The sequence below is a fragment of the Streptomyces sp. MMG1533 genome (assembly GCF_001279775.1).
Lineage (GTDB): Bacteria > Actinomycetota > Actinomycetes > Streptomycetales > Streptomycetaceae > Streptomyces.
In genome coordinates this window covers 53544-78809 of record NZ_LGDG01000226.1, presented here as the reverse complement: position 1 = coordinate 78809, position 25266 = coordinate 53544, and the positions used below count along the sequence as shown (strand labels likewise).

The following is a 25266-nucleotide window of genomic DNA, read 5'->3' as shown; positions in this document are numbered from 1 at the left end:
GCGGAATGGGTTTCTTACGGGGGCGAACGTGTTGACGCGCCAACCGCTGCGGGCGGACACCCCCCGACACGTCCCCTTGCCGCCGTACGCGGGTGCGGGAGCGGGCATCGTGTGATGCCGGCGGCGGGCGGGCGAGGGCCACCTCTCGACCGACCGAGTCGGGTGGTGGGTGGGCATAGGTCCGGGGGTCTGGGGGCGGAGCCCCCAGGGGTGCCGGCACGGGTGCCGGGTGACTGGAAACGCCGGGTCCGGACCCTCTCCCGCAGTGTCAGCCGAGCCGCACGATCACTCGGCGGAGCGCATGTTGGCCTCGTCGGCCGGTGAAACGTCCCGCAGCAGACACGTCAGCCGGGCGGTGCACACCCGTCGCCCCGCCTCGTCGCTGATCACGATCTCGTACGTGGCCGTGGACCGCCCCCGATGGACAGGTGTCGCAACGCCGGTCACCAGCCCCGACCGCGCCCCGCGATGGTGCGTGCAGTTGAGGTCGACGCCGACCGCGATCTTCGAGCTGCCGCCGTGCAGCATCGATCCCACGGATCCGAGCGTCTCGGCGAGCACGGCGGACGCGCCTCCGTGCAGCAGCCCGTACGGCTGGGTGTTTCCCTCGACCGGCATCGTGCCGACGACCCGTTCCGCCGACGCCTCCACGATCTGTACGCCCATCCGCGTCCCGAGGTGCCCCGCGGAGAACAGCGCGAGCAGGTCCACACCGAGCGCGGCGTACTCGTCGATGACCTCCTGCGGGAACTTCACGTGCTGCTGCTCGCCCATGGCGCCCGGCTCCGTTCGTCGGTACCTGTTGCTGAGCAAACGCTCAGTCGGTCGCCGATTGTTCCAGACGCACGACGACGGACTTGCTGGCCGGGGTGTTGCTGGTGTCGGCGGTGGCGTCCAGCGGGACAAGGACGTTGGTCTCGGGGTAGTACGCGGCCGCGCATCCCCGTGCCGTGGGGTAGTGCACGACGCGGAACCCGGGCGCCCGCCGTTCGACGCCGTCCTTCCACTCGCTGACGAGGTCGACGTACGACCCGTCGGTGACGCCCAGTGCCTGCGTGTCCTCGGGGTTCACCAGTACGACCCGGCGGCCGTTCTTGATGCCCCGGTAGCGGTCGTCGAGGCCGTAGATCGTGGTGTTGTACTGGTCGTGCGAGCGCAGGGTCTGCAGGAGGAGACGGCCCTCGGGCAGCTCGGGGTACTCGACCGGCGCGGCGGTGAAGTTGGCCTTGCCGGTGGCCGTCGGGAAGCGCCGTTCGTCGCGCGGGGCGTGCGGGAGGGCGAAGCCGCCGGGGTGCGCGACGCGCGCGTTGAAGTCGTCGAAGCCGGGGATCACGCGGGCGATGCGGTCGCGGATGGTGGCGTAGTCCTTCTCGAACTCCTCCCACGGCACCTTGCTGTCCTCGCCGAGGACGCGGCGGGCGAGGCGGCACACGATGGCCGGTTCGGACAGCAGGTGCGTGCTCGCGGGCTCCAGGCGGCCGCGGGAGGCGTGCACCATGCCCATGGAGTCCTCGACGGTGACGAACTGCTCTGTGCTTTTCCCGTTCGGGCCGACCTGGAGGTCGCGCTCGGTGCGGCCGAGGGTCGGCAGGATGAGGGCACGCGCGCCCGTGACGGCGTGCGAGCGGTTGAGTTTCGTCGACACGTGCACGGTCAGTCGGGCGCGCCGCATGGCCGCCTCCGTGACGTCGGTGTCGGGGGAGGCGGAGACGAAGTTGCCGCCCATGGCGAAGAAGACCTTCGCCTCGCCGTCGCGCAGGGCGCGGATGGCGCGTACGACGTCGTAGCCGTGCTCGCGGGGCGGGGCGAAGCCGAACTCCTTCTCCAGGGCGTCCAGGAAGGCGGGTGCGGGGCGTTCGAAGATGCCCATGGTGCGGTCGCCCTGCACGTTCGAGTGGCCGCGCACCGGGCACACGCCCGCGCCGGGGCGGCCGATGTTGCCGCGCAGGAGGAGGAAGTTGACGACCTCGCGGATGGTCGGCACGGAGTGCTTGTGCTGGGTGAGGCCCATGGCCCAGCACACGATGGTGCGCTTCGAGGCGAGGACCATGCCGAGGGCTTCCTCGATCTCCTTCTGGGGCAGGCCGGTCGCGGTGAGCGTCTGGTCCCAGTCGGCGGCCCGGGCCTCGGCCGCGAACTCCTCGTACCCGTGGGTGTGTTCGCGGACGAACTCCTCGTCGACGGCGCCCTCCGTCTCGAGGATGAGCTTGTTGAGGAGGCGGAAGAGGGCCTGGTCGCCGCCGATGCGGATCTGCAGGAAAAGGTCGGTGAGCGCGGCGCCCTTGAGCATGCCCTGGGGGGTCTGCGGGTTCTTGAAGCGCTCCAGGCCGGCCTCGGGCAGCGGGTTGACGCTGATGATCTTCGCGCCGTTGGCCTTGGCCTTCTCCAGGGCGGAGAGCATGCGCGGGTGGTTGGTGCCGGGGTTCTGGCCGGCGACGACGATCAGGTCGGCCTTGTAGAGGTCTTCGAGCAGGACGCTGCCCTTGCCGACGCCGATCGTCTCCGACAGGGCCGAACCGGAGGACTCGTGGCACATGTTGGAGCAGTCCGGCAGGTTGTTGGTGCCGAGTTCGCGCGCGAAGAGCTGGTAGAGGAAAGCTGCCTCGTTGCTGGTGCGCCCGGAGGTGTAGAAGAGGGCCTCGTCGGGGGAGGCGAGGGCGGTGATCTCCTCGGCGACGATGTCGAAGGCGCGCTCCCAGGTCACCGGCTCGTAGTGCTCTCCCCCTTCGGGGAGATACATGGGGTGGGTGAGCCGGCCCTGCTGGCCCAGCCAGTAACCGCTCCTGGTCGCGAGGTCGGCGACGGGGTGCGTGGCGAAGAACTCCGGGGTGACCCGGCGCAGGGTGGCCTCCTCGGCGACCGCCTTCGCGCCGTTCTCGCAGAACTCCGCCGCGTGCCGGTGCTCCGGTTCCGGCCAGGCGCAGCCGGGGCAGTCGAAGCCGTCCTTCTGGTTGACGCGCAGGAGGGTCAGGGCGGTGCGCTTCACGCCCATCTGCTGCTGCGCCATGCGCAGGGTGTGCCCGATGGCCGGGATCCCCGCAGCGGCGTGCTTCGGCTCGGCGACCTGCGGCGCGTCCTGAACCGGATCTGCCTTGGGCGGCTTGCTGGCCATCGCGCGCTCTCCTTCACCGACACGTGTGAGCTACTTCTCCGATCCTCGCACGCACCGGTGACAACGATCGCGTCCGGGCGTGCGGAGGCCGTGAGCAATGCTTGCGGCGGGTGGCCCGTCGAGGGTGGCCGTGGGCGGCTGGCGGGTCTGACTGTCAGTGGCTCGTGGCAGGATCGGGGTCGTGGCAGAAACAGCATCGAAGACGACCGCAAACACCTCCGGCGGCGACCGGCCCCGCCTGATGCTCATGGACGGGCACTCGCTGGCCTACCGCGCGTTCTTCGCGCTGCCCGCGGAGAACTTCACGACGGCGACGGGCCAGCCGACGAACGCGATCTACGGCTTCGCGTCGATGCTGGCCAACACCCTGCGCGACGAGGCGCCCACGCACTTCGCGGTGGCCTTCGACGTGTCCCGCAAGACCTGGCGCTCCGAGGAGTTCACGGAGTACAAGGCGAACCGCTCCAAGACGCCGGACGAGTTCAAGGGCCAGGTCGAGCTGATCGGCGAGCTGCTCGACGCGATGCACGCGCAGCGCTTCGCGGTGGACGGCTTCGAGGCGGACGACGTCATCGCCACGCTCGCCACGCAGGCCGAGGCCGAGGGCTTCGAGGTGCTGATCGTCACCGGTGACCGGGACTCCTTCCAGCTGGTCAGCGAGCACACCACGGTGCTGTACCCCACGAAGGGCGTTTCCGAGCTCACCCGGTTCACGCCGGAGAAGGTCGTCGAGAAGTACGGTTTGACGCCCGCGCAGTACCCCGACTTCGCGGCTCTGCGCGGCGACCCGTCCGACAACCTGCCCGGCATCCCGGGCGTCGGCGAGAAGACGGCCGCGAAGTGGATCAACCAGTTCGGGTCGTTCGCGGACCTGGTCGAGCGGGTCGACGAGGTCAAGGGCAAGGCCGGGCAGAACCTCCGCGACCACCTGGAGGCCGTGAAGCTCAACCGTCGGCTGACGGAGATGGTGCGCACCGTCGAGCTGCCGAAGACGGTCGTCGACCTGGAGCGCGCGCCGTACGACCGCAAGGCGCTCGCGATGGTTCTCGACACCCTGGAGATCCGCAACCCGTCGCTGCGGGAGCGGCTGCTCGCCGTCGACCCGGGTGCCGAGGAGGCCGAGACGACGCCGGTCGTCGAGGGCGGCGTGGAGCTGGACGGGACCGTGCTGGGCACCGGTGAGCTGGCCCCGTGGCTCACCGAGCACGCCACCGAGGTCCTCGGCATGGCCACGGTCGGCACCTGGGCGCTCGGCACCGGTTCGGTCGCCGAGGTCGCGCTCGCCGCGGCCGGCGGAGCGGCCGCCTGGTTCGACCCGTCCCAGCTGGACGAGGCCGACGAGACGGCGTTCGCGGCCTGGCTCGCCGACGCGGACCGGCCGAAGATCCTCCACAACGCCAAGGGCGTCATGCGGGTCTTCGCCGAGCACGGCTGGACGGTCGAAGGCGTGCGCATGGACACCGCCCTCGCCGCCTACCTGGTCAAGCCGGGCCGCCGTTCCTTCGACCTGGACGCGCTGTCCCTGGAGTACCTGCACCGGGAGCTGGCGCCCGCCGCGGCCGCCGACGGGCAGCTGGCCTTCGGCACGGACGACGGCGCCGAGGCCGAGGCCCTGATGATCCAGGCCCGCGCGGTCCTCGACCTGGGTGAGGCTTTCGACGGCCGGCTCCAGGAGGTCGGCGCCGCGGACCTGCTGCGTGACGTGGAGCTGCCGACCTCGGCCCTGCTGGCCCGGATGGAGCGGCACGGCATCGCGGCCGACCGGGCCCACCTGGAGGCCATGGAGCAGATGTTCGCGGGCGCCGTCCAGCAGGCCGTGAAGGAGGCGCACGCGGCGGCCGGGCACGAGTTCAACCTGGGCTCGCCCAAGCAGCTCCAGGAGGTCCTCTTCGGCGAGCTCGCCCTGCCGAAGACGAAGAAGACCAAGACGGGCTACACCACCGACGCCGACGCCCTCGCATGGCTGGCGACCCAGACGGACAACGAACTGCCGGTGATCATGCTCCGGCACCGCGAGCAGGCCAAGCTGCGCGTCACCGTCGAGGGCCTCATCAAGACCGTCGCGACGGACGGCCGTATCCACACCACCTTCAACCAGACGGTGGCGGCGACCGGCCGGCTCTCCTCGACGGACCCGAACCTGCAGAACATCCCCGTCCGCACGGACGAGGGGCGGGCGATCCGCCGCGGCTTCGTCGTCGGCGAGGGTTTCGAATCGCTCATGACGGCCGACTACAGCCAGATCGAACTGCGTGTGATGGCCCACCTGTCCGAGGACGAGGGCCTGATCGAGGCGTTCACCTCCGGCGAGGACCTGCACACGACGGCCGCCGCGCAGGTGTTCGCCGTCGAGCCCGCCGCGGTGGACGCGGAGATGCGTCGCAAGATCAAGGCGATGTCGTACGGCCTGGCGTACGGCCTGTCGGCCTTCGGCCTCTCCCAGCAGCTGAACATCGAGGCGGCCGAGGCCCGCGCGCTGATGGACGCGTACTTCGAGCGCTTCGGCGGCGTACGGGACTATCTGCGCCGCGCCGTGGACGAGGCGAGGGCGACGGGCTACACGGCGACTCTCTTCGGACGTCGCCGCTACCTCCCCGACCTCAACAGCGACAACCGCCAGCGCCGCGAGGCGGCCGAGCGCATGGCCCTCAACGCGCCCATCCAGGGCACCGCCGCGGACATCGTCAAGATCGCCATGCTCCATGTGGGCCGGGCGCTGGAGAAGGCGGACCTCAAGTCCCGCATGCTCCTCCAGGTCCACGACGAAATCGTCCTGGAGATCGCCCCCGGCGAGCGGGCGGCCACAGAAGAACTCCTCCGCCACGAAATGGCCAACGCCGTCCACCTCCGGGCCCCCCTGGACGTCTCGGTGGGCGTCGGCCGGGACTGGGAATCGGCAGCGCACTAGTGACCTGAGTCGGAGATTCTTCGCGGGGTCCGCGCCGGCGGGACGGGCGCCCAGCGCCCCTCGGGCCCCGTCACTCGCGTGGCCCCCGCGAAGACGCCCCCCGACGCTCCCGCCCGTAAGGATGCGGGCATGGGTATACGCATGCTCCACCGCCGGGCCCACGCGCGGGCGCAGGCAAAGGCGGACGCCGACGCGGCCCCGCCTGCACCGCCCCCGCCGCCGGTCCCGGCCTTCGCGGCCGCCGCAAGCACCGCCCGCATCCCCACCGACCCGGCAGCGGCCTTGCGCCGGGCGGCCGCCATGGTCCCCACCGGCCTGGTGACCACCGTGCGCCGCGCCACCGCCGCCGGCACCTCCCGCATCCCCGCCGGCCTTGCGACAGCCCTGCACCACGCCGCCGCAGGCACCCGGCGTCGACTCGACCGCCGCGACCGGGGCGCCGTACAGCGAAAGCGCGAGGCTTCCGTCTGGCGTCTGTGGGCGGATCTCGGCCGCAGCTCCCTGGCCCTGGCCCTCACGTTGCTGCCCCGGTCCCGCCCGATGTCGGCGTTCCCGGTGTTCACCGTCGTCAGTGAGTGGCCGATCGACGCTCAGCCTCGCCCACGCCCGAACCGCCGGGGACGGGGGCCGGACGCCACACCCTGACCCCCGTGGCGTACAGCACGACCCCGAGGACCAGGCCCGCGCCTGCCCCGAAGCACAGAGTCGGAATCAGCTCCCAGGGCTTCGCGGTGGACCCCCAGTAGTCCCACCACCGCGTCGCCCGCTGCACCGCCCCGGCCATCGCGCAGCCGCCGATCACGACGCCGGCCCACCACCGGTCGCGTACCGACAGTGCCGGAACCCCCACCGGCTCGGTCGCGGGCGTTCGACGGAGCGCGTAGGCGACGAACACGGCGATCACGACAGCGGCCACCGCCGAACCGCCGTACTGCAGATACCAGTACAAAGGGGAGCCCGCCACCTTGTCGCCCAGGACGGGAAACATCCGCATACCCCACCGGTCGAGATGTGTGAACGCGTCCCACACGACGTGGGTCAGCGCACCGAGCGCGGCGGACACGTACCACCACGCCACCGAGGAGGGCCGTACGCGCGCGCGTGGCGCCCCGCAGCGCGAGAGCGCCGCCACCCGCCCCTGCCGGGTCGGCGGCAGCAGCGCCACCAGCGGCTCGCGCACCAGCAGCCACAGCCCGACCAGCGCCCAGGCGACCAGCACGTCGAGCGTGAAGACGCCCGGGAAAGAGTGCGTGAACTCGCCGAACTCCATCGCACCGGACAGGACACTCGCCGTGTAGTAGGTCATGTCGGGCGAGAAGGAACCCGCCACGAGCGCGGCCGGCACCAGTCGGCCCCGGCCGGTTCCGTCGGTGCGCACGGCGGGCAGTACGGCTGCCGCATGGCTGAGGGTGAACGGCAACGAGGCTCCTTGAATGTCAGCGACCGACCACGCCACGATCCCACATGGCCAACCGGTGAAAATCGGGCACGAACGGGTGCCCGAGGAAAGGAAGTTGTCGTAGGGTCGCCTGGGTCACCGTGCCGGGGAGCGTGGTCGAACAGGCGAACAGGACATGAACCTCGTCGCAGGGGGCAACCCTCATGGCGGGTCGATCGTCACAACAGGTCGAGCACAGACGCAGGTCGAGCGCAGCCGAGCACAGACGTCGACGACAGACAGAGACGGGCGCTCGGGCGTCCACGGGAGGGGTTCGGTTTATGGCGGCGCAATTCGGTAGGAGGCTGCGCAAGGGTGCGGCAACCACCGCCGTGGCCGCGCTCGCGGTCGCGGCTCTGTCCGCCTCGCAGGGGCCGGGGGCGACGGCCGACGACCAGGGCGGCAGACCGGCCACCACCGGCGCCGAGACCGCGCCCGGCGGGAGCGTCGACGAAGGCGGCGCGACCGGCAACTCGCCGTACTACACGGACCTGCCGCCGCTGAACAGCCCGATCCCCTCGCCGACCATCGGCACGCCCGCCTCCCAGGGCCCGACCGAGTCGGGCATCCCCGCGACGGTCCTGGACGCCTACAAGAAGGCCGCGTCCGCACTGCAGTCGGCCAAGCCCGGCTGCAACCTGCCGTGGGAACTCCTCGCCGCCATCGGCAAGGTCGAGTCGGGCCAGGCCCGCGGCGGCCGCGTCGGCGCGGACGGCACCACGACCTCCCCGATCCTCGGCCCGCAGCTCGACGGCAACGGCTTCGCGCTCATCAAGGACACCGACAACGGCGCGTACGACGGCAACAGCACGTACGACCAGGCCGTCGGCCCCATGCAGTTCATCCCCTCGACCTGGGAGTGGGCGGGCCGCGACGGCAACGGCGACGGCAAGAAGGACCCCAACAACGTCTACGACGCCGCGCTCGCGGCCGGTCACTACCTGTGCCGCTTCGGCTGGGACCTGTCCGCCCAGGCCGACCTCAACAGCGCGATCCTCAGCTACAACAACTCGCAGGACTACCTGAACACGGTCCTGACGTGGCTGGAGTACTACCGCAAGGGCACCCACGAGATCCCGGACGGCACCGGCACCCTGCCCGGCAACCGCAGCGACGACAACGACACGGCCAGCCCCACGCCGTCGCCGTCGACCCCGGGCACGGCCGGCACCAAGCCGCAGAAGCCCGGGACCTCCTCCCCGAGCCCGAAGCCGCCCGTCACGACGCCGCCCGTCACGACCCCGCCGAGCACGTCGCCGTCGACGCCCGCCACCCCCACCGACACGGTGGACCACCTGGAGGACGCCGGCACCGCCAAGCTCACCGCGCAGGCCGGCGACGCGTTCACGGAGAAGGTGAGCACCCGGGCCGAGACCAAGGCCGGCGCGGCCGTCGCCAAGGTCCGCATACGGTTCACGATCGTCGGCGACACCGACACCACCTTCACCGGCGGTGAGAGCGTCGCCACGGTCGTCACCAACAGCACCGGAGTGGCCGTCGCGCCCACGCTGCAGTCGGGCGAGAAGACGGGCACCTTCACCGTCCGGGTGACCGTCGTGGGCCGCTCGATCACCGGCCTCGACTACACGGCCACCGTCGCCCAGCGCGCCGCCGACACCCTCACCCGCACCAGCGACACCGCGCTGACCTGCGTGCCGGGCGGCGAGTTCGCCGAGCAGGTCGAGGTGAAGGCGACGTACGACGGAAAGGTCGCGGACAAGGTGGCGGCCACCGCCACCCTGATCAAGTCGGCGCTCGACCCGACCGAGAACGACAAGGGCCCCTACTTCAAGGACGCGGACGGAAAGACCGTACGCACCCTCACGGGCCTGGAGACGGACGCGAACGGCCTGCTGAAGCTGCCGAAGCTGTACGCCGACGACACCGCCGGCACGTACATGCTCCGCATCACCACGACGGGTGGCGCGGCGATCAACGTGCCGCTGACCGTCGCGGCGGCGGAGACGTCGTCGCCGAGCCCGACCCCGTCGGACAGCACCTCGGCCAGTCCCAGCGCGTAGTCCTTAGTACGACCACGGCGGCGCTCCTCTTCGCAGGGGCGCCGTCGTTGTGTGCGCAACGTGTTCTCATCTCACCCCGCCGTTGCTACCGTGCCGGAACCTGACGATGTATCAGTTCCAGCGCCCGGAGGCAGGCATGCGCGCCCTGATCGCCGCCGCGACCGGTCTCGCCGTCGCGCTCGCCCTGGTCCTCACCATCACCGCCATGGGTGCACCGACAGGCAACACGTCCCCGAAACCGCTGTTGACGACGGTGCCCGCACACCCGTAACGACTCGCGAGGGAGCCCGAGATGCGCCGAAAGACCAGTCTCGTCCTGCTCGCCCTCGCCGTGTTCTTCGCGGCACTGTCACCGCTGCTGCGCTGGTACGCCTTCCCGCGCCTGGCCAAGGTCCCGGCCGACCAGTACCAGGACATGGTTCTGGAGGCCAAGGACGCCACCCTCCTCGACTACGGCACGATGAAGGCGAAGCAGGTCCCCAAGGTCACCATCGTCCAGACCCTCAAGGGCAACGTGGAGGCCTCCGAGAAGATCGAGAAGACGGCGGGCAGGGACGTCGTGGTCTGGGACGGCCTGTCCTACGTCCAGGGCCCCGACGGCAAGATGGTCTCCAAGATCCCCGAGCGCTACATCTTCGACGCCCACACGCAGGAACCCGTCCACGCCACCGGCGAGATGGTCGACGGCGACCCGGTGAAACGGGAGGGCCTGGAGTTCAAGTGGCCGTTCCTGACGGAGAAGCGGGACTACGAGTACTTCGACGCCCAGGCGCGCATCACGGCCCCCATCCACTACAAGGGCACCCAGGACTTCCGGGGCGTCGAGGTCTACTACTTCGAGCAGACCATCCCCTGGACCAAGGTGCCCTTCCCCAAGGCCATGCCCGTCGCGGGCATCACGCCCGAGTCGGTCGCCGAGACCGGCACCACCCGCTGGTACACCACGGTCCGCAAGTTCTGGGTCGAGCCGCTGACCGGCGCCCCGGTCTACGGCGAGGAGATCCACAAGGAGGAACTGCGCGGCGGCACCCTGCTCGGCGGCCGCGAGAAGGTGACGGCGTTCGCCGGCCACGTGAAAATGCGCGAGGACTACATCGAGCACACCGTCGACCTGGTCAAGTCCAACCGCACGCTGGTCCTGCTGATGACCTCGTACCTGCCCTGGGGCTTCCTGCTCCTGGGCGCCCTGCTCCTGTCACTGTCGTGGTATCTGGAGGCCCGCAGCCGCCGCCCGGCCGACCCGACTCCGACGGACGCCACAGAACCGGAACCGGTCACCGCCTGAGCCGTGCGTTGGTGTACCGCGTCGGCTCCGCGCCGGCCGGGTCCTCGGGCCACGGATGCTTCGGATACCGGCCGCGCAGCTCCGCCCGTACGCCCTTGTAGCCGTCCTTCCAGAAGGAGGCGAGGTCGGCGGTGACGGCGGCGGGCCGGCCGGCGGGGGAGAGGAGATGGACGAGGAGGGGAACCCCGGCCACGGAGGGCGACTCCTGCAACCCGAACATCTCCTGCAACTTCACGGCGAGGACGGGCTGTTCGGGATTGCCGTAATCGACCCTGATCCTGGACCCGCTGGGTACGGCGATCCGCTCGGGCGCCAGCTCGTCGAGCCGCCCGGCGTCACCCGAGGCCCACGGCAGCAGCCGGGTCAGCCCCGCCCCGGCATCGATCCGCCCGAGGTCGGCCCGCCGCCGCGCCCGCCCGAGCTCGGGCTCCAGCCACTCGTCCACGCGCGCGTGCAGAGCGTCGTCCGAGACATCGGGCCACGGCTCCCCGAGGTGGAGTCGCAGAAACTCCAGCCGCTGCCGCAGTACGACGGCCTCGGGCGACCACCGCAGCAGCCCGAGCCCTTCTTGCCGCAGCCCCTCAAGGAGCGCTCCCCGTACGAGGGCGGCGTCGGCGTTCCTGAACGGGCGCACCGCCAGTTCGACGGCGCCCAGTCGCTCGACCCGCCGCGCGACGACATCCCCGTCGGCCCAGTGGACCTCGTCCCGCGTCCGTGCCAGCGTCCGCGCCGCCAGCCGGGCGACGCCCTCGTCCACGACCGCGGCGAGCCGCACGCGCGCGTGCCCCTTGCCGACGGGACGATCGGCCACCGCGACGGCGATCCAGGGGGCACCCCGAAGGCCGGTGCCCTCGCCGACCTCGGCACGGGTTCCGGAGACCATGAGATAGGAACCGCCGTCGGCCTTGGCGACCCGCTCGGGGAACGCGAGAGCGGCGACGAGCCCGGCGAGACCGTCCTCCCCGGCGCTTGCCGACGCGCCCTCGGCACGGGTGGGCGGCTGGGAGATCTCCGTGGCGACGGCCCGCAGCCGCCGAACCTCCGCACGCCACCGCCCGGCATAGGCGTCACCGCCACGACGCGCAGCCCGCAACGCGGCCGCCAGGTCGTCCCCGTACTCCCGGGGCGCCTCCTCACTCAACAACGCGACCACCTCGGCGGCCCGCTCCACCCCCACCACCGCGGCCGAGTCCAGCAGCGCCCGACCCAACCGGGGATGCAACCCCAGCCGGGCCAGCCGCAGCCCCCGCTCCGTGGCCCGCCCGGCGGAGTCGACCGCCCCCACGGCCGTCAACACCGACCGCGCCGCCGCCATCGCCCCGCCCGGCGGCGGATCCAGCAGCGCAAGCCCGGAGGCCTCGGGATCGCCCCAGCAGGCCGTCTGCAGGGCGAACGCCGTCAGGTCGGCCACTTTGATCTCGGGAGACGGGAAACGCGGCAGACGAGCGTCCTCGGCCTCCGCCCAGCACCGGTACACCGCACCCGGAGCCTCACGCCCGGCCCGCCCCGCCCGCTGCCGCCCCGCCGCCTGCGAGGCACGCACCGTCGTCAGCGCGCTCAGCCCGCGCGCGTGGTCCACCCGTGGCTCCCGCGAGAGCCCGGAGTCGACGACCGCCCGCACCCCGGGAACCGTCAGCGACGACTCGGCCACGGCGGTCGCCAGCACCACCCGCCGCCGCCCCGCGGGAGCCAGCACCGCGTCCTGGACGGCCGCCGCCGCCCGCCCGTGCACCTGGAGCACGTCCACACCACCGAGATCGCCCAGCTGACCGGCGACCCGCGCGATCTCGCCCACGCCCGGCAGGAAACACAGCACGTCCCCCGCCCGCTCGGAAAGCGCCCGCCGCACCACCGACGCCACGTGCGTCAGCAGCGCGGGATCGACGCGCATGCCGTGCGGCGGACGCACGGGACGCACCGGCGGCGTCCACACCACCTCCACCGGGTACGAGACCCCCGCCGCCTCGACGACCGGCGCCCCGCCCAGCAGCCGGGCCCACCCCTCGGCGTCGGTCGTCGCGGACGCGGCCAGCAGCCGCAACTCCGGCCGCAGCGTCTCGCGCACGTCCCACAGGAACGCCGCCACCGTGTCGGCGTCCAGATGCCGCTCATGGCACTCGTCGAGCACCACCACGTCGACCCCGGCCAGCTCCTGGTCCCGCTGCAACCGCTGCAACAGCACACCGGTCGTGACGACCTCCACGCGCGCGCGGCGCCCGACCACCCGCTCCCCGCGCACGGTGAAGCCGACGCTCTCGCCGACCTTCTCGCCCAGCAGCCACGCCATCCGCCGGGCCGCCGCCCGCGCGGCGATCCGCCGCGGCTCGGCCACGACCACCCGTCGCGCCGGCCCCTCGCCCAGCAGCCCGGCCAGGGCAAGCGGCACCAGGGTCGTCTTGCCGGTGCCGGGCGGCGCCACGAGCACGGCGGTGCCGTGGTCGTCCAGGGCCTCGTTCAGACCGGGCAGGGCACCGCGTACGGGAAGGTCGTCCAGAGCGTCGTAACGGATCACGCCCCTAGTGTCGTACGCCCGCGAAAACGGCCCCCACGCGCGCGTGCGCTGTCGTGCCGGTCCCGCGTTTGCGTCAGTCGCGCTCGCACACGAAGATCGCCGTACCCGGGATCAGATTCCCGCGCAGCGGGGACCAGCCGCCCCACTCGGCGGTGTTCCAGGCCGGCCATTCCGGCTCGACCAGATCCACCAGGCGAAAGCCCCCGGCCACCACGTCACGCACCCGGTCGCCGATCGTCCGGTGGTGCTCGACGTACACCGCGCGGCCGTCGTCGTCCTGCTCGACGTAGGGCGTGCGGTCGAAGTACGAGGCGGCGACGGACAGCCCCTCAGGGCCCGGCTCGTCCGGGAACGCCCAGCGGATGGGGTGCGTCACCGAGAACACGAAGCGGCCGCCCGGGCGCAGCACCCGGCGCACCTCCTTCAGGACGAGCACCGGGTCGGCGACGAAGGGCAGCGCGCCGTACGCCGAGCAGGCCAGGTCGAAGGAGCCGTCCGCGAAGGGGAGCGCGCCCGCGTCGGCGCACACCAGCGGGAACGATCCGCCGATGCGCAGCGCGTGCTGGAGCTGGCGGTGGGAGAGGTCCAGGGCGACCGGGCGGGCGCCCTGCGCGGTCAGCCAGCGCGCGCACTGGGCCGCGCCGGCGCCGATCTCCAGGACGTCCTTGCCCTTCAGCTCCTCCGGCGGGCCGAGCAGCTCGGCCTCCACCTCGTCCAGGCCCTCGGGGCACCACACGAAGCGGTCGTCGCCGAGGAAGGTGCCGTGCTCGATCTGGTACTCGTCCGCGTTGCGGTCCCACCAGCCCCGGTTGGCCCGGGAACTCTCGGTGACTCCGGCCGTGCGCCGGGTGGCTTCCGGCTCGGACGTTTCGGGCTCTTGGATGATCGGCTCCCTCGTACTAGTCTTCGGCCACTTCCGCCCAACCTGTCGCGATGGCGGTCACGAACGGGGCGCCATCAGGCGCGCGTGGCCTCGTGAGACAGGTTTTGTGCCGGGTATGCGGCGATCCGCCCCGGGTGTGCGCCTTCGCGCATTGACCCTGCCTGGCTGCCCCCGTATGCTACAAGTTGCGCTGCGGGCCTGCGCACCTCAGACGTAGCAGGCTGCGCTCGCATCTGTTGTATGTCCCCTCGGTTCTCGAGGCGCCATCACCAGTTATCTGGTGGGGCGCTTCCTTGGCTGTCCGGCTTCTTCAGAGCGAAACGGGCTCCCGGCGTAAGCAGTACCTACGACTTCAATGTCCGTACCGGAGCCCTTTCCCACATGACGAGCAGCACCGAGACCACCGCCACCACCCCGCAGGTTGCGGTCAACGACATCGGTAACGAGGAAGCTTTCCTCGCCGCGATCGACGAGACGATCAAGTACTTCAACGACGGCGACATCGTCGACGGCGTCATCGTGAAGGTCGACCGGGACGAGGTCCTGCTCGACATCGGTTACAAGACCGAAGGCGTTATCCCGAGCCGCGAGCTCTCCATCAAGCACGACGTCGACCCCAATGAGGTCGTCGCCGTGGGCGATGAGATCGAGGCCCTCGTTCTCCAGAAGGAGGACAAGGAAGGCCGTCTGATCCTGTCCAAGAAGCGCGCTCAGTACGAGCGTGCCTGGGGCACGATCGAAAAGATCAAGGAAGAAGACGGCATCGTCACCGGTACCGTCATCGAGGTCGTCAAGGGTGGTCTCATCCTCGACATCGGCCTCCGTGGCTTCCTGCCGGCCTCGCTCGTCGAGATGCGCCGCGTCCGCGACCTCCAGCCGTACGTGGGCAAGGAGCTCGAGGCGAAGATCATCGAGCTGGACAAGAACCGCAACAACGTGGTCCTGTCCCGCCGTGCCTGGCTCGAGCAGACCCAGTCCGAGGTTCGCCAGACGTTCCTCACGACCCTCCAGAAGGGTCAGGTCCGCTCCGGTGTGGTCTCCTCGATCGTCAACTTCGGTGCCTTCGTGGACCTGGGTGGCGTCGACGGTCTGGTCCACGTCTCCGAGCTGTCCTGGAAGCACATCGACCACCCCTCCGAGGTTGTCGAGGTCGGCCAGGAAGTCACCGTCGAGGTCCTCGACGTCGACATGGACCGTGAGCGCGTCTCCCTGTCGCTGAAGGCGACCCAGGAAGACCCGTGGCAGCAGTTCGCCCGCACCCACCAGATCGGCCAGGTCGTGCCCGGCAAGGTCACGAAGCTGGTTCCGTTCGGTGCGTTCGTCCGCGTGGACGAGGGCATCGAGGGTCTGGTCCACATCTCCGAGCTGGCCGAGCGCCACGTGGAGATCCCGGAGCAGGTCGTCCAGGTCAACGACGAGATCTTCGTCAAGGTCATCGACATCGACCTCGAGCGTCGTCGCATCAGCCTCTCGCTGAAGCAGGCCAACGAGTCCTTCGGTGCCGACCCGGCCTCGGTCGAGTTCGACCCGACGCTGTACGGCATGGCCGCGTCGTACGACGACCAGGGCAACTACATCTACCCCGAGGGCTTCGACCCCGAGACCAACGACTGGCTCGAGGGCTTCGAGTCCCAGCGTGAGGTGTGGGAGAACCAGTACGCCGAGGCGCAGCAGCGCTTCGAGCAGCACCAGGCGCAGGTCATCAAGTCCCGCGAGGCCGACGCCGCTGCCGAGGCCGAGGGTGGCGAGACCGCTGCTCCCTCCGCGTCCGGTGGCAGTGGCGGTGGCGGTGGCGGCGGTTCTTACTCCTCCGAGGGCCCGGACAACTCCGGCGCGCTGGCCTCGGACGAGGCGCTTGCCGCCCTGCGTGAGAAGCTGGCCGGCGGCCAGAGCTGATCACCTGAGCAGTAGCTCCTGAACTGAGGGCCCGTACCCCCGTGGGGTACGGGCCCTCAGCCGCGTCCGGCGCCGTCACCCTTGCAGAAACGTGCGGGATACACGAGTAACTGCCGGGCCGTAACCGGCCATTGGGAGGCTTCCCCGGTCATTCATGATCGGAAAAGGGGAGCCGAACACATGGCACAGACTCACAACGGGCCCGGCACCAGTCGGCGTTCGTTCCTGCGGAACGTCGGTCTCACCAGTGGCGCCGGCGCCATGTTCGCCACCATGGGAGCCCTCGGTCTCGCTCCCACGGCACAGGCCGCCCAGCGCGAGCAGCCCTTCCGCGCCCTGAACGCGAGCGACTTCACCCTCACCGGGCGCGGCGCCGCCAAGGTGGTCGTCATCGGCGGCGGCATCGCCGGGCTGACGACCGCGTACGAACTCGGCAAGGCGGGCTACGACTGTACGGTCCTGGAGGCCAGGGACCGCACCGGCGGCCGCAACTTCACCGTGCGCGGCGGCGACACCACGACGGACCTCTACGGCAACAGGCAGACCTCCCGCTTCACCGACGGCCACTACATGAACGCGGGCCCCGCCCGCATCCCGCAATGGATGGTCACCCTCGACTACTGCCGTGAACTCGGCGTCCCCATCGAGGTGTTCACCAACGTCAACGCGGACGCGTACCTCTACAACGAGTCGGCCGGGATGACGAAGCCCGAGCGGTACCGCACCGCCAAGGCCGATGTCTACGGCCATGTCTCGGAGTTGCTGGCCAAGGCCACCGACAAGGGCGCGCTGGACGGATACCTGACGGCCGAGGACAAGGAGCGCCTCGTCGACTTCCTGGAGGACTGGGGGGAGCTCGGCGACAAACTGACCTACGAGGGCGGCGAACGCCGCGGCTACACGACCGTGCCGGCCGCCGCAGGGACCCCGGGGGTGCTGCTCGGGGACGTTCCCACCGCCTCCGAGGTCTTCGCCAGCGGCGTCGGACGCTACTTCTCCTTCGAGTTCGGTTTCGACCAGGCCATGCTGATGTTCCAGCCCGTCGGCGGCATGGACCGGATACCCACGGCGCTCACGCGTGCGGTCGGCGCCCACCGGGTACGTACAGGGGCGGCGGTCTCGAAAATCACCGACACCGGAAGCGGTGTCTCCGTCACCTACACCCAGGGCGGCCGTACGAAGGTCGTCGACGCCGACTACTGCGTCGCCGCCCTCCCGCCCAACATCCTCGCGAAGGTGCCGCACAACCTCGGCTCCAAAGTGCAGTCCGCGCTGGAGGCGATCACTCCGTCGTCCGCGGCCAAGATCGGCCTCGAATACAAGTCCCGCTGGTGGGAGCTGGACCACCGCATCTACGGCGGCATCACCGAGACGGACCAGGACGTCACCCACATCTGGCACCCGTCGTACGGCTTCCACGGCGAGCGCGGCATCCTCATCGGCTACTACAACTACGGCGACGACGCGGACACGTACGCCAAGCTCAGCCCCAAGGGGCGCGAGGCGCGGGCGGTCGCCGCGGGCGTGAAGATCTACGGCGAGAAGTACCGCACCGAACTCGCGTCCTCCTTCTCCCACCACTGGCGACAGACACCGCATCTCGAAGCCGCCTGGCACGACACGCCCGGCGGTCCCGACGACGTCCGCTACAAGCCGCTCAACGAACCGACGGGGCGCGTCTACTTCGCGGGCGACTGGCTGAGCTACACCGACGCCTGGCAGCACGGGGCGTTCACCTCCGCGCAGAAGGCGGTGACGGCCCTCCACGCGCGCGTGCTGTCGTCGTGAATCCGGTGACACAGCGCAGCGGTGCATGAAAAGGCCGTAAGAGGTGCCTGATCAGGGGCGTGGGCGGGAATGCCCACGCTCTGCCCCGCGTTGTGCAGTACGAACACGAGGAGGAGCGGTCACAGTGCTTGATCCGCAGGGTTTGTACGCATGGGAGCCGAAGGGCCTCGCCGTGGTCGACATGGCGCTCGCCCAGGAGTCGGCCGGCCTTGTCATGCTCTACCACTTCGACGGATACATCGACGCGGGTGAGACCGGCGACCAGATCGCCGATCGGATCCTCGACTCGCTGCCCCACCAGGTCGTCGCCCGCTTCGACCACGACCGGCTGGTCGACTACCGGGCCCGCCGCCCGTTGCTGACGTTCAAGCGCGACCGCTGGGTCGAGTACGAGGAGCCCACCATCGAGGTGCGCCTCGTCCAGGACGCCACCGGAGCGCCCTTCCTGCTGCTGTCCGGCCCCGAGCCGGACGTGGAGTGGGAGCGCTTCGCCGCGGCCGTCCAGCAGATCGTGGAGCGCCTCGGCGTGCGCCTGTCGGTGAACTTCCACGGCATCCCCATGGGCGTCCCGCACACCCGCCCCGTGGGCCTCACCCCGCACGGCAACCGCAACGACCTCGTCCCGGGCCACCGCAGCCCCTTCGACGAGGCCCAGGTGCCCGGCAGCGCCGAGGCCCTCGTCGAGTACCGCCTCATGGAGGCCGGACACGACGTCCTGGGCGTCGCCGCGCACGTGCCGCACTACATCGCCCGCTCGGCGTACCCGGACGCGGCGCTGACCGTCCTCGAGGCCATCACGGCGGCGACCGGGCTGGTCCTGCCCGGGATCGCGCACGCGCTGCGCACGGACGCCCACCGCACGCAGACCGAGATCGACCGCCAGATCCAGGAGGGTGACGAGGACCTCGTGGCCCTCGTCCAGGGCCTGGAGCACCAGTACGACGCCGCCGCGGGAGCCGAGACCCGCGGCAACATGCTCGCCGAGCCGGTCGACATCCCCTCGGCGGACGAGATCGGCCTCGAGTTCGAACGGTTCCTGGCGGAGCGGGAGGGCGAGGGCTGAAGGCCGCCCCGGCTCTCCCGCCGGGTGCGCTGTCGGTGGCAGGCCCTAAGCTTCGGCTCATGCTGAAGGTGGGCCTGACCGGCGGTATCGGTGCCGGCAAGAGTGAGGTGTCGCGGCTGCTCGTCGCGTGCGGTGCGGTGCTGATCGACGCGGACCGGATCGCGCGCGAGGTGGTCGCGCCCGGGACGCCGGGGCTCGCCGCGGTCGTCGAGGCCTTCGGCGCGGAGGTGCTCACCGCCGACGAAACGCTGGACCGGCCCAAGCTGGGCTCCATCGTCTTCGCGGACCCGGAGAAGCTCGCCGTCCTGAACTCGATCGTGCACCCCCTGGTGGGCGCACGCTCCCACGAACTCGAGTCCGCCGCCGCCGAGGACGCCGTCGTCGTCCATGACGTCCCGCTCCTCGCGGAGAACGGCCTCGCCCCGCTGTACGACGTCGTGGTCGTCGTCGACGCCGGCCCCGAGACCCAGCTCGACCGCCTGATCAGGCTGCGCGGGATGACCGAGGCGGACGCACGCGCGCGCATGGCCGCCCAGGCGACCCGCGAGCAGCGCCTGGAGATCGCGGACGTCGTGATCGACAACGACGTGCCGCTGCCGGAGCTGGAGCGGCGCGTGAACGACGTATGGGCCGATCTCGTGCGCAGAGCCCACGCGCGCGGGACTTCGCCTCAGCCGCCTCAGGAATAGCGGCCCCTGTCCGGGCGTTGAACCCTCCCAGTGAGGGAAGGACTTTGCCGTGCCCGAGACCAGCGGTTCGACCGGACGTACCCCGGAGACGCATGTCATCGACTTCCGTGCCGCCGAGCATCTGCTCGCCGCACGGGACCCGCGGGGCGCGGTGAAGCTGCTCGACGCGGTGATCGCCGCGCACCCGGAGAACACCGCCGCCCGCCTGCTGCGCGCCCGCGCCTTTTTCGCGGCCGCGCAACTGCGGCCCGCCGAGCTGGAGTTCACCATCGTCCTGGAGCGTGAGCCGGACAACGCGTTCGCGCACTTCGCGCTCGCCCGGACCTACGAGCGACAGGCGAGGCCCGAACAGGCCAGGCGCCACTTCCGGCTGGCGGCCGCGCTGGACCCGAACCCGCAGTACCTGCAGGCGGCGCGCTTCGACTCGTGAAGGCCGGCCGGTTGCGGCAGGTCCGGTTGCGGCAGGTCCGGTTTGTGGCAGGTCCTAAGGGCGGTGGTCTTCCGGGGGCCGGTAGGGCGGGATGTCGCGGCCCGGCTGGTAGTGCGGGCCCTGTCGGATGTGCCTGAGGATCATCGCCATGTCGACGGTGATCACCAGCCACAGCAGCCCGCAGGCGATCGCCCACCCGGGCCGTCCGACGAGCGCGAAGGCGACGGTGCCGAAGACCGCCCAGACCAGTCCCCACACGCTCAGCCAGAAGCGCACCCGCAGAGCACTGCGCGCTGTCGTCGGTTCACTGCCCGTACGCATCGGGATCACTACTCCTCTTTGGAACGTACCCTTCGTGGCGGACGTTCACCAAAGGGTCCGAACAGAGGGGGCGGGCGTGCTTCCGGATGCCGATGAGCTGGCCGAGGTACTGCTGGACCTCGCCGTACCGCACGACGACATCAACGAACTCGTACGCATGGGCCGACGGGTCACGGACGACCCGGAGCTGCTGAGACTGCTGGAGGCATCGGTCGAGGAGCTGGTCCGGGGAATGGGGGAGGTGGGCGGCGCGGTCGACCTGCTCGAACTCGACTGGGCGTCGGGCGCTCTCCAGCGGTGTTTCCCCGTGTACGTGTTCTTGGCGGCACTGCCGCACACCCGGGCGTACCACCGCGAGCGCGGTGTCCCGGCCGACGTCTCCAGGCGCACCCTCGCCGACCTGGGGCGGAACATGGCTGTGTACCGAAGGCGCCACGGCAGAACAGGGGTGCAGGCCCCGCTATGGCTCACCCACCACTTCCGGGGCGAGCTGTATCAGCTGGGCCGGCTGCAATTCGAGCGGGCACGGCACGGGGAGCGGACGGGTCGGGCACTCGCGGCGGCAGGGCTGGACGTGGCCCCCGGTACGCCCTGTCTGAACCTCCACATTCCCGACTTCCTCGGTCCGCTGTCGCCGGCCGCCTGCGACCGTTCGCTGGCGCTGGCCGGCGAGTTCTTCGCGCGCCACTTCCCCGAGGAGAAGTACCGGGCCGCGCTCTGTCACTCCTGGCTGCTGGACCCGCAGTTGAAGCGGTATCTGGCGGCCGACTCGAACATCGTCCGCTTCCAGGAACGCTTCCGGGTCGCCCGTGAGGACACGGAACCGGCCGACACCGAGCCGGTCCAGTTCGTGTTCGGGAACCCGGAGCTGGAAGTCGAGGCTCTCCCGCGGCGCACCTCCGTGGAACGGGCGGTGGGGGACCATCTGCGGGCCGGAGGCCACTGGTACGTCGGCCATGGCTGGTTCCCGCTGTAACTCGAACGGGTGAACGCATGTCGGGCGGGAACGGGCGTGCGGATGCGGGCCGTTGGACGGGCATGGAGCTGAAAATGCGAGCGGGACATCAGGGAACAGGACCGGGGGCGATCACCCCCGACGGCTGTGCGGTCGAGCTCTACTCGCGGCTGCCTGTGGGGGACGCGCCGGACGTCATCAGCGCTGCCGTGCCGGCGGGCGCGCGCATCCTGGAACTCGGCAGCGGCGTGGGGCGCATGACCCACCCGCTGCTGGAGCGGGGGTTCACGGTCACGGCGGTCGACGAGTCCGCGGAGATGCTGGAGCACGTCCGCGGAGCGCGCACGATACGCAGCACGATCGAGGACCTCGACCTGGGCGAGAGATTCGACGTGGTGCTGCTCGCCTCGTTCCTCGTGCACACCGGCGATGTCGAGGAGCGGCAGGCATTGCTGCGCACCTGCGCTCGGCACGTCGCGAAGGACGGCTGCGTGCTCATCCAGCGCGAGGGCGAGGACTACCACACCAACGTGCCGCGCGAGCGGGTCGACCCCAGCGGCTTCACCCTGCGCATCGCATCCTCGGAACCGATCGGGGACGGCGTGAACTCGGTGCATGCGGAGTACGAGTTCCCGGACGCGACATGGACCCAGACGTTCCTGGCCCGGCCGCTGACGAAGGAGCAGTTCGAGGAGGCACTGGCGGAGGCCGGCCTGGAGGTGGACAGCTATCTGACTCAGGACGGGATCTGGGTACGGGCCGTTCCGGCGACCTAGGCGGCGACTTGGGCGGAGGAAGGCAAGTCGCCGTGTGGCGATGAGTTTTGGGGCGGAGGCCGGTCTACCTCTGTGAAATCACCACGGACCGCTTCACACAGGAGACCCCGATGTCCGAGACCAGCGTCCCCGTCACCGCTGCCCCCTCCGCCTCTGCCGCAGCGTCCCAACCCGTCGTCGCCGAGTCCGCGACCGCCCGTGGTCGCCGCGCCCGGATCGCCCTGCGTGGACTGCAGGTGTTCCTCGCCCTCTTCTTCGTGATCGCGAGCGCGGTCCCCAAGCTGATCGCGCACTCCTCGGCCGCCGAGGCCTTCGACACGATGGGGTGGGGCAGCGCCGGGATGTACACCATTGGCGTCCTCGAACTGGCCGGCGGCATCGCGCTGTTGATCCCGGTGCTGCAGTCGGTCGCGGCCATGGCGCTGAGCGCGCTGATGGTGGGCGCGTTCGTCGTCACGCTCACGTACTTCAACGGGGAGAACGCGGCGACACCGCTGATCCTGATCGTGCCGCTCGCCCTGATCGCCTGGGCCCGGCGCAGCCACAACGAGCAGCTGCTGCGGCTGGTGCGGCGACGGGCGTGAGGGTGTGCGCTGCGCCGCGCCGGTGACGGCGGTGGTGCCCGGGTCGGCTCTTCGCCCCGGGCGCCACTGCCGTCACCGGTCTGTCCGCGGTCAGTGTCCGTGTCCCTCCGGAGGGCCGCCCAGCATCCCGCGCAGGCGTTCCAGCTCGCGCCGGTCGCGCTTGGTCGGGCGGCCGGTGCCGCGGTCGCGGATGCCGGCGGGGGCGACGGCCTCGCGGGGCGGGGGCGGGGGGCTGTTGTCGACGTAGCACTGGGCGGCCACGGGGGCACCGACGCGCTTGCGGATCAGGCGCTTGACGATGACGACCCGCTCCCAGCCCTCCTGGCGTACCCGCACCTCGTCGCCGACCCGCACGGAGTGCGCGGGCTTCACGCGCTCGCCGTTCACCCGGACATGCCCGCCCCGGCAGGCGGTGGCACCCATGGAACGCGTCTTGACCAGGCGGACCGACCAGATCCAGCTGTCGATGCGCACGCTCTCGCCGGGCTGCGGACCGGCCGCCTCGGCGGCGGCCACGGCGGCTGCGATCTTGGGGTCCGTGTCCTTGGGGTCCGTGTCCGGGCCCGGGCCCGTGCCGGTGTCCCTGGCGTCCACGTCCTTCGGGCCGGCCGTTCGGCCTGCCGCCCCTTTGCCGCCGGTGACGCCCGCGCCGGTGACGCCCGCGCCGGTGACGCCCGCGCCGGAACGGCCGGAGCCGGTGGCACCGTCGGCCCTGTCCGCGCCGCCCGTCCCGCCCGTCCTGTTCTCGTCCGTGTGCTCAGCAGCCATGCTCCGACCTTAGCCTCCTGTGCCGGGCGGGCCGGGTGGCTTTTCCGACGGGCGGGCGCCGAGGTGCAGCGCCCGGGGCGGGTGCCGGGCGCACCGCTTCCGTACCGTGGAGGGATGGACACCAGCGGTCTCGCCGGTCTCGCCGGCCTCGATGAGCGGATCACGGGCTGTCGGGCCTGTCCGCGGCTGGTCGACTGGCGCGAGGAGGTGGCCCGCACCAAGCGCGCCGCCTTCGCCGACCGGACGTACTGGGGCCGGCCGGTGCCCGGCTTCGGCCCGCCGGACGCACGGCTGCTGATCGTCGGTCTCGCCCCGGCCGCGCACGGCGGCAACCGGACCGGCCGGATGTTCACCGGCGACCGCTCCGGAGACGTCCTGTACGAGGCGCTGTACGACGTGGGGCTCGCCTCGCAACCCACCTCGGTCTCGGCCGACGACGGCCTGGAACTGCACGGCGTGCGCGTCACCTCGCCCGTGCACTGCGCCCCGCCCGCCAACAAGCCCACCCCCGAGGAACGGGACACCTGCCGACCCTGGCTCGTCCAGGAGCTGAACCTGCTGCGGCCGACACTGCGGGCCGTGGTCGTACTCGGCGCCTTCGGCTGGCAGGCCGCGCTGCCCGCGTTCACGGAGGCGGGCTGGAGCGTGCCCCGGCCGCGCCCGCCCTTCGCCCACGGCACCCACGTGTCGCTCGACGGTCTGGAACTCTTCGGCTGCTTCCACGTCAGCCAGCGCAACACCTTCACCGGCCGGCTCACGCCCCTGATGCTGCGGGACGTGCTGCGCACCGCGGCGGAGGCGGCGGGGCTGCCGCAGGTGCCGCCACGGAAATGAGGCGACGAGGGCGCCGTATCGCCGTTACGGTGCCCGGATGGCCCGATACCCGGAGATCGAACCCTACGACCATGGTCTGCTCGACGTCGGTGACGGCAATCGCGTGTACTGGGAGACCTGCGGGAACCCGCACGGCAAGCCCGCACTGGTGCTGCACGGGGGGCCGGGATCCGGCTGCACGCCGTACTTCCGGCGGCTGTTCGATCCGGCCGAGTACCGGATCGTGCTGCTCGACCAGCGCGGCTGCGGGCGCTCGACGCCGCATGCGAGTGCGTACGACACCGACATGAGCGTCAACACGACCGCTCACCTCCTGGCCGACCTGGAACTGCTGCGGCGGCACCTGGGGATCGAACGGTGGCTGGTGTGGGGTGTGTCGTGGGGGTCGGTGCTGGGACTGCGGTACGCGCAGACGCATCCGGGGGTCGTGTCGGAGCTGGTGCTGACGGGGGTCGCGACGGGGTCGAATGCCGAAGTCGGCCTGCTGACCAGAGGACTTGGGCAGGTCTTCCCGGAGGCGTTCGAGAGGTTCCTGGACGGACTGCCGGAGGGCGAGCGGTCGGGCAACCTCGCCGCCGCCTACAACCGGCTGATCGAGTCGCCCGACCCCGAGGTGCGGGAGCGGGCCGCGCGCGCCTGGACGGACTGGGAGACGGCGACGATTCCCGCGCCGCCGCGGTCGGTCCCGCGCTTCGAGGACCCGGCGTTCCGTATGGCCTTCGCGCGGACCGTGACGCACTACTTCGGCAACGACCACTTCCTGGGCGGGGGAAACGACGAGGGTGTGGTCCTGCGTGACGCGTCCCTCCTGAAGGACGTCCCCGGCACCCTGGTCCAGGGCAGCCTCGACTTCGGCAACCTCCTGGGCATCGTGTGGCGGCTCCATCACGCCTGGCAGGGCAGCGAGTTGGTCGTCGTGGACGATGTGGGACACAACGCGGGTGCGCCGGACATCGCCCAGGCGCTGGTGGCGGCTACGGACAAGTACGCGTCCCGCTAGCGG

Annotated in this window: 22 protein-coding genes; 15 read left to right on the top strand and 7 right to left on the bottom strand. The window is 71.1% G+C overall.

Going from position 1 to position 25266, the window contains the following annotated elements; all coding sequences use genetic code 11:
- Nucleotides 1-285 precede the first annotated feature (285 nt).
- Complete coding sequence (locus tag ADK57_RS27430) at nucleotides 286-774, bottom strand: PaaI family thioesterase (protein ID WP_053752262.1); 489 nt, start codon at nucleotides 772-774, stop codon at nucleotides 286-288.
- Between the two features lie 43 nt (nucleotides 775-817).
- Nucleotides 818-3112 carry an FdhF/YdeP family oxidoreductase gene (locus tag ADK57_RS27425; protein ID WP_053752261.1) on the bottom strand — a complete coding sequence of 765 codons (2295 nt, stop codon included), beginning with the start codon at nucleotides 3110-3112 and terminating at the stop codon, nucleotides 818-820.
- Between the two features lie 181 nt (nucleotides 3113-3293).
- On the opposite strand from ADK57_RS27425, the gene polA reads away from it, so the two are divergent.
- Nucleotides 3294-6020 carry a DNA polymerase I gene (gene polA / locus ADK57_RS27420; protein ID WP_053752260.1) on the top strand — a complete coding sequence of 909 codons (2727 nt, stop codon included), beginning with the start codon at nucleotides 3294-3296 and terminating at the stop codon, nucleotides 6018-6020.
- Between the two features lie 129 nt (nucleotides 6021-6149).
- Nucleotides 6150-6665 carry a hypothetical protein gene (locus ADK57_RS50080; RefSeq protein WP_234390434.1) on the top strand — a complete coding sequence of 172 codons (516 nt, stop codon included), beginning with the start codon at nucleotides 6150-6152 and terminating at the stop codon, nucleotides 6663-6665.
- On the opposite strand, the gene ADK57_RS27415 is transcribed toward ADK57_RS50080, so the two are convergent.
- Nucleotides 6589-7440: a DUF4184 family protein gene (locus tag ADK57_RS27415; RefSeq protein WP_053752259.1), complete on the bottom strand. Its 852-nt coding sequence runs from the start codon at nucleotides 7438-7440 to the stop codon at nucleotides 6589-6591. The genes ADK57_RS50080 and ADK57_RS27415 overlap by 77 nt on opposite strands.
- A gap of 299 nt (nucleotides 7441-7739) precedes the next feature.
- Here ADK57_RS27415 and ADK57_RS27410 point away from each other — a divergent pair, with 299 nt between their 5' ends.
- The 3 genes from ADK57_RS27410 to ADK57_RS27405 all read left to right on the top strand — a co-directional run bounded on the left by ADK57_RS27410 (nucleotide 7740) and on the right by ADK57_RS27405 (nucleotide 10764).
- Nucleotides 7740-9479: a lytic transglycosylase domain-containing protein gene (locus ADK57_RS27410; RefSeq protein WP_053752258.1), complete on the top strand. Its 1740-nt coding sequence runs from the start codon at nucleotides 7740-7742 to the stop codon at nucleotides 9477-9479.
- A 136-nt stretch (nucleotides 9480-9615) separates the two neighbouring features.
- Entirely contained in the window at nucleotides 9616-9750 is a 135-nt protein-coding gene (locus tag ADK57_RS49265; RefSeq protein WP_107091654.1) for an SPW_0924 family protein, read from the top strand.
- Between the two features lie 21 nt (nucleotides 9751-9771).
- Entirely contained in the window at nucleotides 9772-10764 is a 993-nt protein-coding gene (locus tag ADK57_RS27405; protein WP_053752257.1) for a DUF3068 domain-containing protein, read from the top strand.
- Here ADK57_RS27405 and hrpB read toward each other — a convergent pair.
- Entirely contained in the window at nucleotides 10754-13276 is a 2523-nt protein-coding gene (gene hrpB, locus ADK57_RS27400; RefSeq protein WP_053752256.1) for an ATP-dependent helicase HrpB, read from the bottom strand. The two genes, ADK57_RS27405 and hrpB, sit on opposite strands and share 11 nt — an antisense overlap.
- 73 nt (nucleotides 13277-13349) lie before the next feature.
- Nucleotides 13350-14162, bottom strand: coding sequence for a class I SAM-dependent methyltransferase (locus ADK57_RS27395; protein WP_078973362.1), 813 nt, complete (start codon nucleotides 14160-14162; stop codon nucleotides 13350-13352).
- 378 nt (nucleotides 14163-14540) lie between these two features.
- Between ADK57_RS27395 and rpsA the strand changes: the two genes are divergently transcribed.
- The 5 genes from rpsA (at nucleotide 14541) to ADK57_RS27370 (ending at nucleotide 20025) form a co-directional block, all read left to right on the top strand.
- Nucleotides 14541-16055 (top strand): 30S ribosomal protein S1, encoded by a 1515-nt coding sequence (rpsA, locus tag ADK57_RS27390; RefSeq protein WP_053752254.1) that lies wholly within the window; start codon nucleotides 14541-14543, stop codon nucleotides 16053-16055.
- Nucleotides 16056-16316: 261 nt separating this feature from the next.
- A complete protein-coding gene (locus tag ADK57_RS27385) occupies nucleotides 16317-17843 on the top strand; it encodes a flavin monoamine oxidase family protein (RefSeq protein ID WP_420711902.1) in 1527 nt (508 codons plus the stop codon).
- Nucleotides 17844-17967: 124 nt separating this feature from the next.
- Complete coding sequence (locus ADK57_RS27380) at nucleotides 17968-18906, top strand: PAC2 family protein (RefSeq protein ID WP_053752252.1); 939 nt, start codon at nucleotides 17968-17970, stop codon at nucleotides 18904-18906.
- Between the two features lie 59 nt (nucleotides 18907-18965).
- The gene (coaE, locus tag ADK57_RS27375; RefSeq protein WP_053752251.1) at nucleotides 18966-19595 is read left to right on the top strand and encodes a dephospho-CoA kinase; all 630 of its coding nucleotides are present in this window, start codon (nucleotides 18966-18968) and stop codon (nucleotides 19593-19595) included.
- Between the two features lie 49 nt (nucleotides 19596-19644).
- Nucleotides 19645-20025, top strand: a complete 381-nt coding sequence (locus ADK57_RS27370; RefSeq protein ID WP_053752250.1) for a tetratricopeptide repeat protein — start codon at nucleotides 19645-19647, stop codon at nucleotides 20023-20025.
- A 54-nt stretch (nucleotides 20026-20079) separates the two neighbouring features.
- Here ADK57_RS27370 and ADK57_RS27365 read toward each other — a convergent pair whose 3' ends face one another.
- A complete protein-coding gene (locus tag ADK57_RS27365) occupies nucleotides 20080-20346 on the bottom strand; it encodes a DUF6343 family protein (protein ID WP_053752249.1) in 267 nt (88 codons plus the stop codon).
- A gap of 76 nt (nucleotides 20347-20422) precedes the next feature.
- Between ADK57_RS27365 and ADK57_RS27360 the strand changes: the two genes are divergently transcribed.
- The 3 genes from ADK57_RS27360 to ADK57_RS27350 all read left to right on the top strand — a co-directional run bounded on the left by ADK57_RS27360 (nucleotide 20423) and on the right by ADK57_RS27350 (nucleotide 22661).
- Nucleotides 20423-21322: an acyltransferase domain-containing protein gene (locus ADK57_RS27360; protein WP_053752248.1), complete on the top strand. Its 900-nt coding sequence runs from the start codon at nucleotides 20423-20425 to the stop codon at nucleotides 21320-21322.
- 74 nt (nucleotides 21323-21396) lie between these two features.
- Nucleotides 21397-22077: a class I SAM-dependent methyltransferase gene (locus ADK57_RS27355; RefSeq protein ID WP_053752247.1), complete on the top strand. Its 681-nt coding sequence runs from the start codon at nucleotides 21397-21399 to the stop codon at nucleotides 22075-22077.
- A gap of 110 nt (nucleotides 22078-22187) precedes the next feature.
- Nucleotides 22188-22661 (top strand): DoxX family protein, encoded by a 474-nt coding sequence (locus tag ADK57_RS27350; protein ID WP_053752246.1) that lies wholly within the window; start codon nucleotides 22188-22190, stop codon nucleotides 22659-22661.
- A gap of 90 nt (nucleotides 22662-22751) precedes the next feature.
- Here ADK57_RS27350 and ADK57_RS27345 read toward each other — a convergent pair whose 3' ends face one another.
- Entirely contained in the window at nucleotides 22752-23255 is a 504-nt protein-coding gene (locus ADK57_RS27345; protein ID WP_053752265.1) for an RNA-binding S4 domain-containing protein, read from the bottom strand.
- Nucleotides 23256-23543: 288 nt separating this feature from the next.
- Here ADK57_RS27345 and ADK57_RS27340 point away from each other — a divergent pair, with 288 nt between their 5' ends.
- Together ADK57_RS27340 and pip are read left to right on the top strand one after the other, a co-directional pair.
- On the top strand, nucleotides 23544-24263 hold the full coding sequence (locus ADK57_RS27340) for a uracil-DNA glycosylase (RefSeq protein ID WP_053752245.1): 720 nt from the start codon (nucleotides 23544-23546) through the stop codon (nucleotides 24261-24263).
- Nucleotides 24264-24300: 37 nt separating this feature from the next.
- Nucleotides 24301-25263, top strand: coding sequence for a prolyl aminopeptidase (gene pip / locus ADK57_RS27335; protein ID WP_053752244.1), 963 nt, complete (start codon nucleotides 24301-24303; stop codon nucleotides 25261-25263).
- The last annotated feature ends 3 nt before the right edge of the window (nucleotides 25264-25266 follow it).

Coding starts and splice junctions, on each gene's coding strand:
- ADK57_RS27355 (WP_053752247.1), top strand. CDS start 21,397: ATGCGAGCGGGACATCAGGGAACAGGACCGGGGGCGATCACCCCCGAC.
- ADK57_RS49265 (WP_107091654.1), top strand. CDS start 9,616: ATGCGCGCCCTGATCGCCGCCGCGACCGGTCTCGCCGTCGCGCTCGCC.
- ADK57_RS27410 (WP_053752258.1), top strand. CDS start 7,740: ATGGCGGCGCAATTCGGTAGGAGGCTGCGCAAGGGTGCGGCAACCACC.
- coaE (WP_053752251.1), top strand. CDS start 18,966: ATGCTGAAGGTGGGCCTGACCGGCGGTATCGGTGCCGGCAAGAGTGAG.
- ADK57_RS27365 (WP_053752249.1), bottom strand. CDS start 20,346: ATGCGTACGGGCAGTGAACCGACGACAGCGCGCAGTGCTCTGCGGGTG.
- ADK57_RS27425 (WP_053752261.1), bottom strand. CDS start 3,112: ATGGCCAGCAAGCCGCCCAAGGCAGATCCGGTTCAGGACGCGCCGCAG.
- rpsA (WP_053752254.1), top strand. CDS start 14,541: ATGACGAGCAGCACCGAGACCACCGCCACCACCCCGCAGGTTGCGGTC.
- ADK57_RS50080 (WP_234390434.1), top strand. CDS start 6,150: ATGGGTATACGCATGCTCCACCGCCGGGCCCACGCGCGGGCGCAGGCA.
- ADK57_RS27405 (WP_053752257.1), top strand. CDS start 9,772: ATGCGCCGAAAGACCAGTCTCGTCCTGCTCGCCCTCGCCGTGTTCTTC.
- ADK57_RS27385 (WP_420711902.1), top strand. CDS start 16,317: ATGTTCGCCACCATGGGAGCCCTCGGTCTCGCTCCCACGGCACAGGCC.
- ADK57_RS27340 (WP_053752245.1), top strand. CDS start 23,544: ATGGACACCAGCGGTCTCGCCGGTCTCGCCGGCCTCGATGAGCGGATC.
- ADK57_RS27350 (WP_053752246.1), top strand. CDS start 22,188: ATGTCCGAGACCAGCGTCCCCGTCACCGCTGCCCCCTCCGCCTCTGCC.
- pip (WP_053752244.1), top strand. CDS start 24,301: ATGGCCCGATACCCGGAGATCGAACCCTACGACCATGGTCTGCTCGAC.
- ADK57_RS27430 (WP_053752262.1), bottom strand. CDS start 774: ATGGGCGAGCAGCAGCACGTGAAGTTCCCGCAGGAGGTCATCGACGAG.